We start from the raw sequence: 14819 nt of genomic DNA, 5'->3' as shown, positions 1-14819 counted from the left end.
GTCGTACCCTGCCAGACATGACCTCGCTGCAGGATGCCTATGCGCTGGCCCGAACCGACAACGGCTTGGCCGTGGTCTCGACGCTGCGCGCCGACCTCACCATCCAGTCGTCACTGATCAACGCGGGACCACTACCGCACCCGGGTGACGGGAAGCCGGTACTCGGGTTCGTGACCTACGGAAAGGTCAAGCTCGCCAACCTGCGGGCCCGACCGCAGGTTGCGGTGACGTTCCAGCAGGGATGGCAGTGGGCAACGGTCGAGGGGCGGGCCGAACTCGCCGGCCCCGACGATCCGCAACCCTGGCTCGGGAGCGACTACGAACTCGCGCTGCTTCTGCGCGACATCTTCAAAGCAGCCGGCGGAACCCACGAGAACTGGGACGAATACGACGCGACGATGCGCGAACAGCGTCGCGTCGCCGTCCTCATCACGCCGACGCGGATCTACGGCAATGGCTGAGCCGCGTCAGCCCTTCTGGGCGGACAGCTTGCGGTACTCCAGCACCGTGTCGATGATGCCGTAATCCTTGGCCGCCTCGGCGGTCAGGATCTTGTCGCGGTCGGTGTCCTTGCGGATCACGTCGGCGGGCTTGCCGGTGTGCCGCGACAGCGTCTCTTCCATCAGCGTGCGCATGCGCTCGATCTCGGCGGCCTGGATCTCCAGGTCGGAGAACTGGCCCTGGATCACGCCACCGAGGGCGGGCTGGTGGATCAGCACGCGGGCGTTCGGCAGCGCCATCCGCTTACCGGGCGTACCGGCGGCCAGCAGCACCGCCGCGGCCGATGCGGCCTGGCCCAAGCACACCGTCTGGATGTCGGCGCGCACGTACTGCATGGTGTCGTAGATCGCCATCAGCGACGTGAACGAACCGCCGGGCGAGTTGATGTACATGGTGATGTCGCGGTCGGGATCCAGCGACTCCAGCACCAGCAGCTGCGCCATGATGTCGTTGGCCGACGCGTCGTCGACCTGGACGCCGAGGAAGATGATGCGTTCCTCGAACAGCTTGTTGTACGGGTTGGACTCTTTGACGCCGAAGCTCGAATGCTCGATGAACGACGGCAGGATGTAGCGGGCCTGCGGCTGCACGCGAGGATCCAGCGACGGGTGGATGTTATCGGTCATTTGTCGAGTCCTGCTCCTGGTCCGTCGCCGTTGATGCTGGCGCTGGTGATGATGTGATCGACGAAGCCGTATTCGAGGGCCTCCTGCGCCGTGAACCAGCGGTCACGGTCGGAGTCGGCCTCGATGCGCTCGATGGTCTGCCCGGTGAACTCCGCGTTGAGGCGGAACATCTCCTTCTTGATGCTGGCGAACTGCTCGGCCTGGATCGCGATGTCCGCGGCGCCGCCGGTGATGCCGCCGAGCGGCTGGTGCATCAGGATGCGGGCGTGCGGCAGCGCGTAGCGCTTGCCCTTGGTGCCCGCGGCGAGCAGGAACTCACCCATCGAGGCGGCCATACCCATCGCGTAGGTGGCCACGTCGCACGGGGCCAGCACCATCGTGTCGTAGATCGCCATGCCCGCGCTGATCGAGCCGCCGGGCGAGTTGATGTAGAGGTGGATGTCCTTGGTCGGGTCTTCGGCCGACAGCAGAAGGATCTGCGCGCAGAGGCGATTAGCGATGTCATCGTCGACCTGGGAGCCCAGGAAGATGATGCGCTCGGCCAGCAACCGCTCATACACCGAGTCGACAAGGTTGAGGCCCGAAGAGGCGCCACGCATGTCCGTCACGACTGGATACCTGCTTTCTTTGTGTACTTCCGACGCGGTGACCGGTCTTACGGATGACACTAACGAACCCGCGCCGCCGGGGAGTCCCCAGACGGCGCGAGTTCGCTCAGAGCATCACTTGCTGTCGTCCGCCTCGGCGGTGTCGGTCTCTGCGTCCTCGGCGGTCTCGGACTCGTCGGCGTCCTCCTCGGCGGCCTCGGCGGCAGCCTGCTCACCCGACGGGCCGAAGAACTCGGTGGTGTCGATCTCGTTGCCGTCGGTGTCGGTGACGGATGCGCCGTGCACGACCGCGGCGACGGTCAGGCCGCGCCGCACGTCGGCGAACATCGCGGGCAGCTGGTTGTTCTGCTGCAGCAGCTGCAGCAGCTGCTGGGGCTCCAGGCCGTACTGACGCGACATCAGCACCAGGCGCTCGGTGAGGTCGTTCTGGCCGACCTGGATCTCCAGCTTGTCGGCGATGGCGTCCATCAGCAGCTGGGTCTTGATCGCCTTTTCGGCGTTGGCGCGGTTGTCCGCGTCGAACTCCTCGCGGCTGGAGCCCTGCTCCTTGAGCTGCTCGGCGAAGCGCTCCTCGTCGTGGTCGAGGCCGTGGATCGCGTTGTGCAGCGCGTCGTCGACCTGGGCCTGCACCACCGCTTCGGGCAGCGGAACCTCGGTCTGCTCCAGCAGCACCTCGATCGCCTTGTCGCGGATGGCCTCGGCCTGCTGCACGGTCTTGACGCGGGTGACCTTCTCGCGCAGGTCGGCACGCAGCTCGTCGATGGTGTCGAATTCGCTTGCCAGCTGCGCGAACTCGTCGTCAAGCTCGGGCAGCTCGCGCACCTTGACGGACTTGACGGTGACGGTCACCTCGGCGTCCTGGCCGGCGTGCTCGCCCGCAACCAGCTTGGTGGTGAAGGTCTTGGACTCGCCTTCCTTCAGCCCGATGATGGCCTCGTCGAGGCCGTCGATGAGTTGGCCGGAGCCGATCTCGTGGGACAGGCCCTCGGTCTGCGCCTCGGGGACGTCCTTGCCGTCGACGGTGGCCGACAGGTCGATGGAGACGAAGTCGCCGTCCTCGGCGGCCCGGTCCACCCCGGTCAGGGTGCCGAAGCGCTTCTGCAGCGCCTCGACCTCGGCGTCGATGTCCTCGTCGGTGACCGAGATCGGGTCGACGACGATCTTCACGGTCGACAGGTCGGGCAGGTCGATCTCCGGGCGGACGTCGACCTCGGCGGTGAAGACCAGCTCCTCGTTGTCCTCGAGCTTGGTCACCTCGATCTCGGGCTGGCCGATCGGCTGCAGCGACTCAGAGGTGATGGCCTGGCTGTAGCGCACCGGCAGCGCGTCGTTGACGACCTGCTCCAGCACAGCGCCGCGACCGACCCGGGCCTCCAGCAGCTTGCGGGGCGCCTTGCCGGGGCGGAAGCCGGGCAGCCGGATCTGCTTGGCCAGCTGCTTGAACGCCTTGTCGATGTCGGGCTCGAGTTCCGCGAAGGGCACCTCCACGTTGATGCGAACCCGCGTCGGGCTCAACTTCTCGACGGTGCTCTTCACTTCGTACTCCTCTTATAGCTTCTGAAATGGTGGGGTCGTGCTGGTCGGGGTGACAGGATTTGAACCTGCGGCCTTCCGCTCCCAAAGCGGATGCGCTACCAAGCTGCGCTACACCCCGGTCGGCGCTGCTACCCGTGCGCGCAGCATCAGACCACCGGCGATCCTACGGCCTGGCCACGCCGATGCCTCAATTGGATTTGAGTTAGGCGGTCCCGGTACCATCTGCCGGTACTGTCACGTTGTGCAGCACACGCGGGCGTAGCTCAATGGTAGAGCCTCAGTCTTCCAAACTGATTACGCGGGTTCGATTCCCGTCGCCCGCTCCAAGGACCGCCCCGAACGGGGCGGTTTTTGTTTGCACAAGGAGTTCCAGACGGGCTTCCCGGCCGGGCTGCGGGCATAAGTCCGCGGCCCCCGGGTAGCCGGAGCCGCATGCCCATCGAGGTCACGTTCGTCGGTACCGCGACGACCCTCATCCGCCGGGGCGGCATCACCGTCGTGACCGACCCCAATTTCCTGCACCAGGGCCAGCGCGCCTACCTCGGCTACGGCCTGTGGTCCAAGCGTCGCCATCCGCCGGCGCTGACCCCTGAGCAGCTTCCACCTATCGACGCGGTCGTGCTGTCACACCTGCACGGCGACCACTGGGACCGGGTCGCCGAGCGCAGCCTCGACCGCACCATCCCGGTCATCACCACCCAGCATGCGGCAAAACGATTGCGCCGCCGTGGGTTCGAGGCCGCGGTCGGCCTGAACACGTGGGATTCGCACACCCTGCACAAGGGTCGCGACAGGGTGACGGTTTCCGCTCTACCGGGCCGGCACGCCCCGATCCCGGTGAATCACCTGCTCCCCCCGGTGATGGGGAGCATGCTCGAGTTCACCTCGGCCGGGGAACCCACGCCGCAGCGGCTCTACATCTCGGGTGACACCCTGCTCATCGACGAGCTCGCCGAGATCCCGGTGCGATTCACCTCGATCGACGTCGGCGTGCTGCACCTCGGCGGCACCCGCCTGCCGTTCGGCGACCGGCTGCCGGTCGGCCTGACCGTTACGATGGACGGCAAGCACGGCGCCGAAGCCGCCGCACGACTCGAGCTGCCGCGGGTGATCCCGGTGCATTTCGACGACTACCGGGTGTTCGCGTCCCCGCTGGCGGACTTCCACCGGGAGATGTCGGCGCGCGGCCTGGCCGACCGGATCGTGACAATCGAACGCGGTCAGACAGTTTCGGTCTAGTGCTCGACGCCCGAGCACCGGATAGGTCGCACCGCCGCCGATCAGATGGTTGCCGGGCCCACCGAGGCTGCGCGCCAACACGATTCCGCGGCCCCGAACAGTAGCTGCACGACTCCCGGAACCTGCGGTTTCTGTCGGTACGCTGTGAAACATGAATGGCGTACTGCTCGTTCTCATCGTCCTGGTCGTCGCGGCGATCGGCATCGCGGTCTACGCGTCGTCGAAATCGTCGGCCAAGCGCACCGCGGCGTCGCTGGCCGACGCCAAGGCCGATGCGCGCCGCGTCATCGAACGGCTGGGCGGCCAGGTGTTCGCGCTGACCGGAACCGACGACGCTGCCAAGCAGGCGCTCGCCGATGCGTCCGAGCGGTACACCGCCGCGTCGTCGCAGATCGACCAGGCCACCACGGTGCGCCAGGCCGCGCTGGCGAAGGAGAGCGCGATGGAGGGTCTCTACTACGTGCGCGCCGCGCGCACGGCCATGGGGATGGATCCCGGACCGGAGCTCGAATCGCTCAGCGGCCAGCAGTCGGCGGGCGTCGTCACCGAGGACCGTCGGGTGAACTTCGAGGGCCGCGAGATCGAGGCGTCTCCGTCCCCGTCGCCGCGCACCCCGAACTACTACCCGGGCGGACGGGTCGCGGGCCGGCCGGTCCCGGCCGGCTGGTACTCCGAGCCGTGGTGGAAGCCCGCGCTGGTCGCCGGGGCCTGGGGCCTGGGCTCGGCGCTGCTGTTCAGCTCGCTGTTCTCCGGGATGGCCGGTGTCGGTTACGACGCCCAGGCCTTCGAGAGCGGCTACGGCGACGGATTCCAGGACGGCTTCGACCAGGGTCAGCTCGGCGACGGCGGCGACGCCGGTGGTGGTGACTGGGGCGGGGATGCCGGCGGCGGCTGGGACTCCGGTGGCGACTGGGGTGGCGGCGATTTCGTCGGCGGCGACTTCGGCGGGTTCGACTTCTGACTCGTCAGAACCGGCTTTCCAGCCGCGCGGAAACCCCGGCCTCCTGCAGGTCCAGACGCTCCAGCATCGCACGCACCGCTTCGTCGTCGATCTGTCCGGCGTCGCGCTCGGCGATCAGCGCGGCGCGCTGCGCGGCGAGTACGTCGCGGTAGAGCTTCCCGAACACCTCGGCACGCAGGGTGTGCGCCTCCGGGTCGGGCATCTCGTCGGCATCCTGTGAATGGCGGGCCACGATCGCGCGGATCTCGGCGAGCGCCCGGGGATCCAGCCCGCGCGGCGGGTTGGCCCGGAACTCGGCGATCACGTCGTCGGCGGCCCGGTGCACCACCTCCTCGGCTTTCGCCGTCTCGGCCGAGGTGTATTCGCGGTCTGCCTCCCCGGACACGTCGAGCCGCCGGATCAGCAGCGGAAGTGTCCAGCCCTGCAGCAGCAGGGTGCCGACGCTGACGACGAACGCGATCGCCTGGATCGTCGCGCGCTCCGGGAACGGCTCTCCGGCGGCAGTGGTCACGGGGATCGCCGCGGCCGCGGCCAGGGTGACCACCCCGCGCATCCCGGTCCACGACACCACCACGTTCTCCTGCCAGCTCAGCGCACGGTTGTCGATCACCGATCGCCACTTGCCCGGCGCGCGGTCCTTACGCCGGGCGCCCAGTGCGCCGCGGCCCCCTTCGGGGATCGGGACGCTGAGTCGCTTTTCGACCTGGCGGGCGAGCTTGCGGCGACCGAACATCACGAACACCGACAGCGGCCGGATCACCAGCACGATCAGCAACACCACGACGGAGGCGATCGCGACCTGGGCCAGCGACTCGTGTGCACTCCGCAGGTCCTCCAGCACGAACCGCAGATGCAGCCCGATGTAGGCGAACACGAACGCTTCGAGCAGGACGTCCACCGAGTTCCAGACGTAGCGCTCCTGCAGCCGGGTCTGGTAACCGGCGTCGACCGTTCCACTGCCGACCACGAAGCCCGCGACCACCACGGCGAGCACGCCGGAAGCGTGCATCTCCTCGGCGAGGATGAACGCCGCGAACGGCACCATCAGCCCCTGCACCGTCTCCAGCGCGGGCTGGGCCAGCCGGCGGCGGATCCACAACGTCACGTAACCCAGCACCGCCCCGACCGCCGGGCCGACGACAGCGCTGTAGCCGAACAGCAGCAGCGGGTTCTCGATGAACGTGTGGCTGCCCGCGACCTGCGCCACCGCGATCGAGAACAAGGCCAGCGCTGCCGCGTCGTTGATCAGGCTCTCGCCGGTCAGGATCGACATCACCCGTTTGGGCAGCCCCAGTTTGCGCCCGACCGCCACCGCCGTCACCGCATCCGGCGGGGCCACGATCGCGCCGAGCACCAGCGCGGTGGCGAAGGTCAGTGGCACCACGACCAGCCATGACGACACCGCCGCGACGACGAACGCGGTGACCACCACCAGCCCGACCCCGAGGCCGAGGATCGGTTTGATGTTGCGCAGGAACGTCGGGAACGAGAAGTTCAGCGCGGCCGAGTACAGCAGCGGCGGTAGCACCACCGACAACAGGATGTGCGAGTCCAGTTCGGGTGCCTCGAATCCCGGCACGAACGACACGGCGATCCCGACGACGACGATGATCAGCGCGGGCTCCAGCCCGCGCCGGTGTGCCATCGCGGTGACGACGATGGCGCCCACCACTACCAAGATCAGTTCCACGCGAAGATTCTCCCGGCTGCGTCACAGGCTGTCCCGTCGGAGGGCGGGCTCAACGTCGGTGTCAGCTCTGGCAGTTCGGACACCAGAACAGGTTGCGACCCTCCATCTCGACGGTACGGATCGAGGTGCCGCACACCCGGCACGGCTCCCCCGCCCGGCGGTAGACGTACGTGCGGGGCCGGCCCTGGCGGTACGACGGGGCGCCGTGGTCGTGTTCGGGCAGCACCACGACGATCTTGCCGCGCCGCACCCCGACCTTCATCAACGCGACCAGATCGGTCCACATCTCGGCGAACTCGTCGGCGGTGATCGAGGTCCCGAGCCGGAACGGGTCGACCCGGTGCCGGAACAGCAGCTCGCTGCGGTACACGTTGCCGACCCCGGCGATCACCGCCTGATCCATCAGCAGCGCGCCGATCGGCCTGCGCGACTTGCTGATCCGCCGGTACGCCGGTGCGGGGTCGGCATCGGCGCGCAGCGGGTCGGGTCCGAGCTTGGCGACGATGTCGGCGATCTCGGGTTCCTCGATGACCTCGCACACCGTCGGGCCACGCAGGTCGGTGCCGTATTCGGCGCCCACGATCCGCATCCGCACCTGGCCGACCGGCAGCGGCGGCGTTCCCCCGGCCAACAGCGGCCACTCGGTGAACGTCCCGTACAGACCCAGGTGCACGTGCACCACGCGGCCGCCCTCGTAGTGGTGGAACAGGTGCTTGCCCCACGCGCTGGCCTTCGTGAACACCCGCCCGCTGACCGCGGCGGCGCCGTCGACGAACCGGCCCTGCGGGCTCGACACGATCACCGGGGCACGGCCGAAGCGGCGATGGTGCTGGCGCGCCAGCCGGTGCAGTGTGTGTCCTTCGGGCATAGCGGCTAAGTCTGCTCGACCGCCCTGGGAGCCCGTGGACCGGTGTCAGGCGCCGGGGACCGGCGGGGCGACGTGTGTCTTCTCGTACTCGGCGAGGATGTCGATGCGGCGCTGGTGTCGCGGCGCCTCCGACCACTTCGCGGCCAGGAATGCGTCGACGATCGCCAGCGCCTCCTCGGTGCTGTGCATGCGGCCACCGATGCCGATCAGTTGCGCGTTGTTGTGTTCGCGTGCCAGCACCGCGGTCTCGGTGCTCCACGCCAGCGCGCAGCGCGCACCCGGCACCTTGTTCGCCGCGATCTGCTCGCCGTTGCCGGAGCCGCCGAGCACGACACCGAGGCTGCCCGGATCGGCGACCGTCTTCTCGGCGGCCGCGATACAGAAGGCCGGGTAGTCGTCCTCCGCGTCGTAGCTGAATGCACCGCAGTCGACGGGCTCGTGCCCGGTCTTGGTGAGGTGCTCGACGAGGGCCTGCTTGAGTTCGTATCCGGCGTGGTCAGCTCCGACGTAGACGCGCATGGCGGTCACCCTATAGCCCGCCGCCTCCGCACCGCGAGCGCGCGTGTTTGTGCAGTGACACACCCACGCGGGCGTGCACTCACGTTGCGCTCGTCACCCCGTCAGGCGACGGTGATCGCGTCGAGCCTCTCCTTGATGAAGTCCGCCGAGACGACCGGCGTGAGCCCTTCGGCCCTGCCGACCGGCGGCGGCAGCGGGGTCACGAGCGCATCGTGGTTCGCCTCGTAGAAGTAGATCAGCGAAACCAGGTCCTCCTCCGGCGCGTGCGGTTGCGGCGGCAGCACCCGGTGCCGGCCCGACGGCCAACGCCGACCGCTCCAGTACTCCAGCAGGTCACCGATGTTGACCGTCAGCGCGTCGGGTTCGTACGGCGCGTCCTCCCACCCAGCGGCCTCCGAGTACACCTGCAGGCCGCCGGCGCCCGGCTCGCGGTCCAGGATGGTCACCGTGCCGAAATCGGTGTGCGGGCCGATGCGGAACTGGCCGGGTTCGGGGTCGCCGACGACGCTGACCGGCGGGTAGTGGTTGATGTTCATCGTCCAGGTCGGCCTGCTCGCCAGGGCGGCGAACGGGTTCTGCGGCATCTGCAGGGCGTGGGCGAACAGCGCGAGCAGATCGTCGGCGACGCGGCGCATCTGCGTCGTGTACTCCCCCACCAACGACTGCAGCGCGGGCACCTCCTGCGGCCAGACGTTGGGTGCGAACCAGAACCGGTCGACGTCGGGATCGCCGGTCGTGGTCTCGGCGCCGAGGCTGAAACTCTCCTTCAGATCCGGTGGCGTCTCGGTGCCCTCGGCGTACGCATTGGCCTCCGCCCCGGGCCCGATCCAGCCGCGGCCGCCGACGGGTACCGAGTACCGGGACTTCACGTCGTGGGTCAGTGCGAAGAACCCTCGCGCGGCCGCGCGCACGTCACGGGCCAGCGCCGGGTCGACGCCGTGGCCGCGCACCAGGATGAAGCCGGCCCGCTGCAGGCCGGCATCCACCTCGGCGGCGACGTCGTCGGCTGCGGGCCCGCCGGCCCGCCACGCCGAAAGATCAATGGTGGCAATCACACTCATCTGCCGTCTTGCTCCTCGCGTCCGCATTCGCCGTCTTGCTCCTCGGGTCCGCATTCGCCGTCTTGCTCCTCGCGTCCGCATTCGCCGATGTCCTCGGCCCACAGTTCCGGCTTCGCCTCGATGAAGTCGCGCATCAATGTCACGCAGCGTTCGTCGTCGAGGACGGTGACCTTGACGCCGTGTTCGGCGAGCCAGTCGTGCCCGCCGGTGAAGGTCTGGCTCTCGCCGATGATCACGGAGCCGATGTTGAACTGCCGCACCAGCCCGCTGCAGTACCAGCAGGGCGACAGCGTGGTGACCATGGTCGTGGATCGGTAGCCGCGCTGGCGGCCGGCGTTGCGGAACGCGTCGGTCTCGGCGTGGATGGACGGGTCGTCGAGCTGGACCCGGCGGTTGTGGCCGCGGCCCAGCACCGTCCCGTCGGCCCCGAACAGGGCGGCGCCGATCGGGATTCCGCCCTCCGACAAACCTTTTCGGGCTTCCTCGACGGCGACGTCGAGCATCTCGGCGGGGGTCATGCTGGGGTGATCTTCGGTGGGCACGCCACCGAGTATGCAGGGGACTTCGGCTCAGGCACCGTCCCACCATGGTGGTGCGTGCCCCGGCCCGCAACCGGAGGCAGCGGGCCGGAGATCAATCACACAGCGGCGGCGGGCCGGACCCCGCGCTCAGTCGAACTCGGGCCGCTCGGTGCGGGTGCGCTTGAGCTCCCAGAAGTGCGGGTAGGACGCGAAGGTCACCGAGGCGTCCCACAGCTTGCCGGCTTCCTCGCCGCGCGGGATCCGCGACAGCACCGGTCCGAAGAACGCGACACCGTTGACGTGGATGGTCGGGGTGCCGACGTCGGGGCCGACAGCGTCCATCCCCTCGTGGTGGCTCTTGCGCAGCGCGTCGTCGTAGTCGGTCGAGGTGGCGGCCGACGCCAGCTCGGCGGGCAGGCCGAGCTCTTCCAGCGACTCGGAGATGACGCGGGTGAAGTCGGGGTCGGATTCGCGGTAGCCCAGGTTGTGGATGCGGGTGCCGAGCGCGGTGTACAGCGGACCGAGGATCTCGGACCCCTTGGCCTGCTCGGCGGCGATCGCGACACGCACCGGCCCCCAGGCCTTCTTCATCATCTCCTTGTACTCCTCGGGCAGATCGCGTCCCTCGTTGAGCACCGCAAGGCTCATCACGTGGAAATTGACCTCGATATCGCGCACTTTCTCGGCCTCGAGCACCCAGCGTGAGGTGATCCAGGCCCAGGGGCACAGCGGGTCGAACCAGAAATCGGCGCGAGACTTCTCAGACATTGGTGGTCCTCTCTTCAACGTGCTCACCGAGCGGCGACAGACGCCGCTTTCGAACAACCGCCGACGCCCGTTGTGTCTTCCCGGATGAGGCTAGTGTTGACGAGCGTGGCACTTCCTAACCTGACCCGCGACCAGGCCGCCGAGCGCGCCGCCCTGGTCACCGTCGACAGCTATCACATCGCCCTCGATCTGACCGACGGATCCGGCAGGCCGGGCGAGCGGACTTTCCGCTCCGTGACGACCGTCGAATTCGACGCTCTCGAAGGGGCCGACACCTACATCGACCTCGCCGCCGACACGGTGCGCAGCGTGACGCTCAACGGCGTCGACGTCGACGTATCCGGTTACGACGAGTCCACCGGGATCGCCTTGCGGGGGCTGCGTGCCCACAACACCCTCGTCGTCGACGCGGACTGCCGCTACTCGAACACCGGGGAGGGATTGCACCGTTTCGTCGACCCCGTCGACGACGAGGTGTACCTGTATTCGCAATTCGAGACCGCGGACGCCAAACGCATGTTCGCGTGTTTCGATCAGCCTGATCTCAAAGCCGCCTTCGACGTCACCGTCGTCGCCCCCGCGCACTGGGAGGTGATCTCCAACGGCGCCACCGTCGAGGCCACCGAGGACGGGACCGCCAAGCGGCACATCTTCAAGGCCACGCCGCGGATGAGCACCTACCTGGTCGCGTTGATCGCCGGCCCGTACGCCCGCTGGGACGACGTCTACTCCGACGACCACGGCGACATCCCGCTCGGTATCTTCTGCCGCAAGTCGCTGGCGGAGTACATGGACGCCGAGCGGCTGTTCACCGAGACCAAGCAGGGATTCGGCTTCTACCACAACAACTTCGGGGTGCCGTACGCGTTCGGCAAGTACGACCAGCTGTTCGTGCCGGAGTTCAACGCCGGCGCGATGGAGAATGCCGGCGCCGTCACCTTCCTGGAGGACTATGTCTTCCGGTCCAAGGTGACCCGAGCCTCCTACGAACGCCGCGCCGAGACCGTGCTGCACGAGATGGCGCACATGTGGTTCGGCGACCTGGTCACCATGCAGTGGTGGGATGACCTGTGGCTCAACGAATCTTTCGCGACGTTCGCGTCGGTGCTGTGCCAGGCCGAGGCGACCGAGTACACCGAGGCGTGGACGACATTCGCCAACGTCGAGAAGTCGTGGGCCTACCGGCAGGACCAGCTGCCGTCGACGCACCCGGTGGCCGCCGACATCCCGGATCTGCACGCCGTCGAGGTGAACTTCGACGGGATCACCTACGCCAAGGGCGCCAGTGTGCTCAAGCAGCTGGTCGCCTATGTCGGCCTGGAGGCGTTTCTCGCCGGCCTGCGCGACTACTTCCGCGACCACGCCTTCGGCAACGCGACGTTCGGCGATCTGCTCGGCGCGTTGGAGAAGTCGTCGGGCCGCGACCTGTCCGGCTGGGGCCGGCAGTGGCTCAAGACCACCGGCCTGAACGCGCTGCGGCCGGACTTCGATACCGACGCCGGCGGCGCGTTCACCCGGTTCGCGATCGACCAGGGCGGCGCCAAGCCGGGCGAGGGCGAGACCCGGGTGCACCGGCTGGCCGTCGGCATCTACGACGACGACGCGTCCGGCAAGCTGGTGCGGGTACACCGCGAGGAGCTCGACGTCGAAGGTTCCGTCACCGACGTGCCGGCGCTGCGCGGCGTGTCCCGCGGCAAGCTCATCCTGGTCAACGACGACGACCTGACCTACTGCTCGCTGCGGCTGGACCCGGACTCCCTGGAGACGGTGCTCTCGCGCATCGCCGACATCGCCGAACCGCTCCCCCGCACGCTGGCCTGGTCGGCGGCCTGGGAGATGACCCGCGACGCCGAGCTGCGGGCCCGCGACTTCGTCGCGCTGGTGATCAGCGGGCTGCACGCCGAGACCGAGGTCGGGGTCGCGCAGCGGCTGCTGATGCAGGCGCAGACCGCACTGGGCTCCTACGCCGATCCGGCCTGGGCCGCGGAGAACGGCTGGCCGGCGTTCGGTGACGCACTGCTGGACCTGGCCGGGCGGTCCGCGCCCGGCTCGGACCACCAGCTGGCGTTCGTCAACGCGTTGTGCACGTCGGTGCTGTCACCGAACCATGTGGCGGTGCTGTCGACGCTGCTGGACAACGAGCCCGCCGCGGTGAACCTGGCGGGGCTGGTGATCGACACCGATCTGCGCTGGCGGATCGTCACCGCGCTGGCCCGTGCCGGGGTGATCGACGCCGACGGCACCGATACGCCGTTCATCGACGCCGAGGCCGACAAGGACCGCACCGCCGCGGGCCGGCGAGCCGCCGCGGCCGCGGCCGCCGCACGCCCACAGGCCGAGGTCAAGGCCGCGGCGTGGCAGCAGGTCGTCGAGGACGACACGCTGGCCAACATCACCGCCCGCGCGATCATCGGCGGGTTCGCCCAGCCCGGCCAGGGCGAGGTGCTGGCGCCGTTCCGGGACCGCTACTTCGAGGCGATCTCCGGGGTGTGGCAGCGGCGGTCCAGCGAGGTCGCCCAGACCGTGGTCATCGGGCTGTACCCGTCCTGGGAGATCAGCCAGGACGCCATCGAGGCCGCCGACCGGTTCCTCGCCGACCCCGAGGTGCCGCCCGCGCTGCGCCGGCTGGTCCTTGAGGGCCGCGCCGGAGTCGAGCGGTCGCTGAAGGCCCGCATCTTCGACATGTCCTAGACGTCGCGCCGCCCCGCGAGCGCGCGTGTCTGCTCCGCGACACGCCGCTCGCGGCGTACCGCAGCGCACGCTCGTCGCCCCCGAGCGCACCTATGCTCACGCCGTGGCGGTCAACAACAGTCGCAGGGCCCGCGCTGCTCGGCGGCGCAAGCGCCGCGTCGCCGCCGTCGTCAACGACCTCACCGAGGTGCAATGGGCCGCGATCCAGGCGGCCTGGAACGGCTGCGCGTACTGCGGTAAGACGACCGGGACCATGCAGCGCGACTGCGTCATGGCCATCTCGCGGGGCGGCCGCTACACCCTGGACAACGTGGTGCCGGCGTGCGCGGCGTGCAACGCCAGCAAGTGCAACGACGAGGTGACCGGCTGGCTGCGGCGCAAACGCCTCGACGAGCGGACGTTCCTCGAACGCTACGTCGCGATCCGCGCCGAACTTCTGGCCGCAGATCGCGAAACCGCCCCCACCGTCGCTACCGAGGCCCGGTAGCTACCGTGAGGGCGGTTTCGTGAGATGTCAGCGAGGTGAGACGCCGGCCGACAGCACGCGGATGCCGCTGATCAGGCCGTCGATCAAATTGCCTTCCTTGAACGACGCCGCCGCGGCGGACACGCCCAGCGGAGCCGCGGCCTCGATGCCGCGACCCTTGAGGTCGGCACCGTAGACGACCTCGATGGCGTGCTGATCCGGGGACACGGCCAGCAGCACGGCGTTGTTGGGCGTCGGGACCTTGCCCAGGATCTCGCGGGCGGTCGCCGCGGTGTCGGCGCCGAGGTCACCGACGTAGACCGCGAACCGCGCCTTCGCCCGGCGCGAGCCGTACTTGAGCGCGTTGTCGAGGATCACCAGGTCCTTGATCGGGAACGGGTACTGCACCGACAGCACGCCGGGCTCGGTGACCGCCGAGATGCGTCCGCTGGAGGTGATGGCCGCGCCGTAGGGAAGCTCGGCGAGGTCGAGTGCGCCCGCCTTCGTCACTTCACCACTTGCCACTTGCGCCACCTCCGATGGTCAGGTGCGAGTCATGGCCGCCGTGGCCGTGATCTGCGGGTTCGTCAGCCGCCCACAGGATGGGCTCGTGCGTCCACTTCTCCGACATGTTGAAGGTCGCGGGATGCGGCCCCTTCTTGGTGAAGATGAACAGCGACAGGAGACCCGCCAGCGCGAGCGGAACCAACAAGAAGCTTGCATGCACAAGAGCTGTTGATGTCACGCGCAAACCGTATCCCACG

General features: G+C 68.7%; 15 protein-coding genes, 2 tRNA genes and 1 pseudogene. 6 read left to right on the top strand and 12 right to left on the bottom strand.

Translation table 11 applies throughout. From position 1 onward, the window contains the following. The first annotated feature begins 17 nt into the window (after positions 1 to 17). Positions 18 to 461, top strand: a complete 444-nt coding sequence (locus NTM_RS16245) for a TIGR03618 family F420-dependent PPOX class oxidoreductase (protein ID WP_163766845.1) — start codon at positions 18 to 20, stop codon at positions 459 to 461. A gap of 6 nt (positions 462 to 467) precedes the next feature. Here NTM_RS16245 and NTM_RS16240 read toward each other — a convergent pair whose 3' ends face one another. The 4 genes from NTM_RS16240 to NTM_RS16225 all read right to left on the bottom strand — a co-directional run bounded on the left by NTM_RS16240 (position 468) and on the right by NTM_RS16225 (position 3389). Beyond that, positions 468 to 1127, bottom strand: coding sequence for an ATP-dependent Clp protease proteolytic subunit (locus tag NTM_RS16240; protein WP_104863431.1), 660 nt, complete (start codon positions 1125 to 1127; stop codon positions 468 to 470). After that, positions 1124 to 1795 (bottom strand): ATP-dependent Clp protease proteolytic subunit, encoded by a 672-nt coding sequence (locus NTM_RS16235; protein WP_083144020.1) that lies wholly within the window; start codon positions 1793 to 1795, stop codon positions 1124 to 1126. The genes NTM_RS16240 and NTM_RS16235 overlap by 4 nt, the downstream gene beginning before the upstream one ends. Positions 1796 to 1849: 54 nt before the next feature. Further along, entirely contained in the window at positions 1850 to 3271 is a 1422-nt protein-coding gene (gene tig, locus NTM_RS16230; RefSeq protein WP_104863432.1) for a trigger factor, read from the bottom strand. Between the two features lie 41 nt (positions 3272 to 3312). Beyond that, a tRNA-Pro gene (locus NTM_RS16225) sits at positions 3313 to 3389 on the bottom strand. Between the two features lie 134 nt (positions 3390 to 3523). Here NTM_RS16225 and NTM_RS16220 point away from each other — a divergent pair. The 3 genes from NTM_RS16220 (at position 3524) to NTM_RS16210 (ending at position 5471) form a co-directional block, all read left to right on the top strand. After that, a tRNA-Gly gene (locus NTM_RS16220) sits at positions 3524 to 3597 on the top strand. A gap of 106 nt (positions 3598 to 3703) precedes the next feature. Next, positions 3704 to 4510, top strand: coding sequence for an MBL fold metallo-hydrolase (locus NTM_RS16215; RefSeq protein WP_163766844.1), 807 nt, complete (start codon positions 3704 to 3706; stop codon positions 4508 to 4510). A 151-nt stretch (positions 4511 to 4661) separates the two neighbouring features. After that, positions 4662 to 5471 carry a DUF1542 domain-containing protein gene (locus tag NTM_RS16210; protein WP_163766843.1) on the top strand — a complete coding sequence of 270 codons (810 nt, stop codon included), beginning with the start codon at positions 4662 to 4664 and terminating at the stop codon, positions 5469 to 5471. 4 nt (positions 5472 to 5475) lie between these two features. Here NTM_RS16210 and NTM_RS16205 read toward each other — a convergent pair whose 3' ends face one another. The 6 genes and pseudogenes from NTM_RS16205 to NTM_RS16180 form a co-directional block, all read right to left on the bottom strand. Further along, positions 5476 to 7161: a cation:proton antiporter gene (locus NTM_RS16205; protein ID WP_163766842.1), complete on the bottom strand. Its 1686-nt coding sequence runs from the start codon at positions 7159 to 7161 to the stop codon at positions 5476 to 5478. Positions 7162 to 7222: 61 nt separating this feature from the next. Then, positions 7223 to 8029, bottom strand: coding sequence for an Fpg/Nei family DNA glycosylase (locus tag NTM_RS16200; RefSeq protein WP_104863442.1), 807 nt, complete (start codon positions 8027 to 8029; stop codon positions 7223 to 7225). A 45-nt stretch (positions 8030 to 8074) separates the two neighbouring features. Beyond that, complete coding sequence (locus NTM_RS16195; RefSeq protein WP_083144010.1) at positions 8075 to 8548, bottom strand: ribose-5-phosphate isomerase; 474 nt, start codon at positions 8546 to 8548, stop codon at positions 8075 to 8077. Between the two features lie 101 nt (positions 8549 to 8649). Then, positions 8650 to 9609: an isopenicillin N synthase family dioxygenase gene (locus NTM_RS16190; protein WP_163766841.1), complete on the bottom strand. Its 960-nt coding sequence runs from the start codon at positions 9607 to 9609 to the stop codon at positions 8650 to 8652. Between the two features lie 80 nt (positions 9610 to 9689). Next, a pseudogene (locus tag NTM_RS16185) lies at positions 9690 to 10127 on the bottom strand (nucleoside deaminase); the annotation flags it as partial. A gap of 150 nt (positions 10128 to 10277) precedes the next feature. Further along, positions 10278 to 10898, bottom strand: coding sequence for a mycothiol-dependent nitroreductase Rv2466c family protein (locus NTM_RS16180; RefSeq protein ID WP_104863444.1), 621 nt, complete (start codon positions 10896 to 10898; stop codon positions 10278 to 10280). A 105-nt stretch (positions 10899 to 11003) separates the two neighbouring features. On the opposite strand from NTM_RS16180, the gene pepN reads away from it, so the two are divergent. Both pepN and NTM_RS16170 read left to right on the top strand, forming a co-directional pair. Further along, positions 11004 to 13589, top strand: coding sequence for an aminopeptidase N (gene pepN, locus NTM_RS16175; protein WP_163766840.1), 2586 nt, complete (start codon positions 11004 to 11006; stop codon positions 13587 to 13589). Positions 13590 to 13692: 103 nt separating this feature from the next. Continuing rightward, positions 13693 to 14076 (top strand): HNH endonuclease, encoded by a 384-nt coding sequence (locus NTM_RS16170; protein ID WP_104863576.1) that lies wholly within the window; start codon positions 13693 to 13695, stop codon positions 14074 to 14076. Positions 14077 to 14103: 27 nt separating this feature from the next. Here NTM_RS16170 and NTM_RS16165 read toward each other — a convergent pair whose 3' ends face one another. Both NTM_RS16165 and ctaJ read right to left on the bottom strand, forming a co-directional pair. Further along, positions 14104 to 14580, bottom strand: coding sequence for a DUF5130 domain-containing protein (locus NTM_RS16165; RefSeq protein WP_104863446.1), 477 nt, complete (start codon positions 14578 to 14580; stop codon positions 14104 to 14106). Beyond that, positions 14567 to 14800 (bottom strand): aa3-type cytochrome oxidase subunit CtaJ, encoded by a 234-nt coding sequence (ctaJ, locus tag NTM_RS16160; protein WP_232079726.1) that lies wholly within the window; start codon positions 14798 to 14800, stop codon positions 14567 to 14569. Before ctaJ ends, NTM_RS16165 begins: the two co-directional genes overlap by 14 nt. Between the last annotated feature and the right edge of the window lie 19 nt (positions 14801 to 14819).

The organism is Mycolicibacterium parafortuitum (genome assembly GCF_010725485.1).
Lineage (GTDB): Bacteria > Actinomycetota > Actinomycetes > Mycobacteriales > Mycobacteriaceae > Mycobacterium.
Note: the sequence above shows the minus strand (reverse complement) of the source record. Positions and strands in the feature narration are given on the sequence as shown.

Bases quoted from the DNA above. Each gene is read 5' to 3' on its own strand.
- NTM_RS16180 (WP_104863444.1), bottom strand. From the start codon at position 10,898: ATGTCTGAGAAGTCTCGCGCCGATTTCTGGTTCGACCCGCTGTGCCCC.
- NTM_RS16245 (WP_163766845.1), top strand. From the start codon at position 18: ATGACCTCGCTGCAGGATGCCTATGCGCTGGCCCGAACCGACAACGGC.
- NTM_RS16215 (WP_163766844.1), top strand. From the start codon at position 3,704: ATGCCCATCGAGGTCACGTTCGTCGGTACCGCGACGACCCTCATCCGC.
- NTM_RS16210 (WP_163766843.1), top strand. From the start codon at position 4,662: ATGAATGGCGTACTGCTCGTTCTCATCGTCCTGGTCGTCGCGGCGATC.
- NTM_RS16195 (WP_083144010.1), bottom strand. From the start codon at position 8,548: ATGCGCGTCTACGTCGGAGCTGACCACGCCGGATACGAACTCAAGCAG.
- NTM_RS16190 (WP_163766841.1), bottom strand. From the start codon at position 9,609: ATGAGTGTGATTGCCACCATTGATCTTTCGGCGTGGCGGGCCGGCGGG.
- NTM_RS16240 (WP_104863431.1), bottom strand. From the start codon at position 1,127: ATGACCGATAACATCCACCCGTCGCTGGATCCTCGCGTGCAGCCGCAG.
- NTM_RS16200 (WP_104863442.1), bottom strand. From the start codon at position 8,029: ATGCCCGAAGGACACACACTGCACCGGCTGGCGCGCCAGCACCATCGC.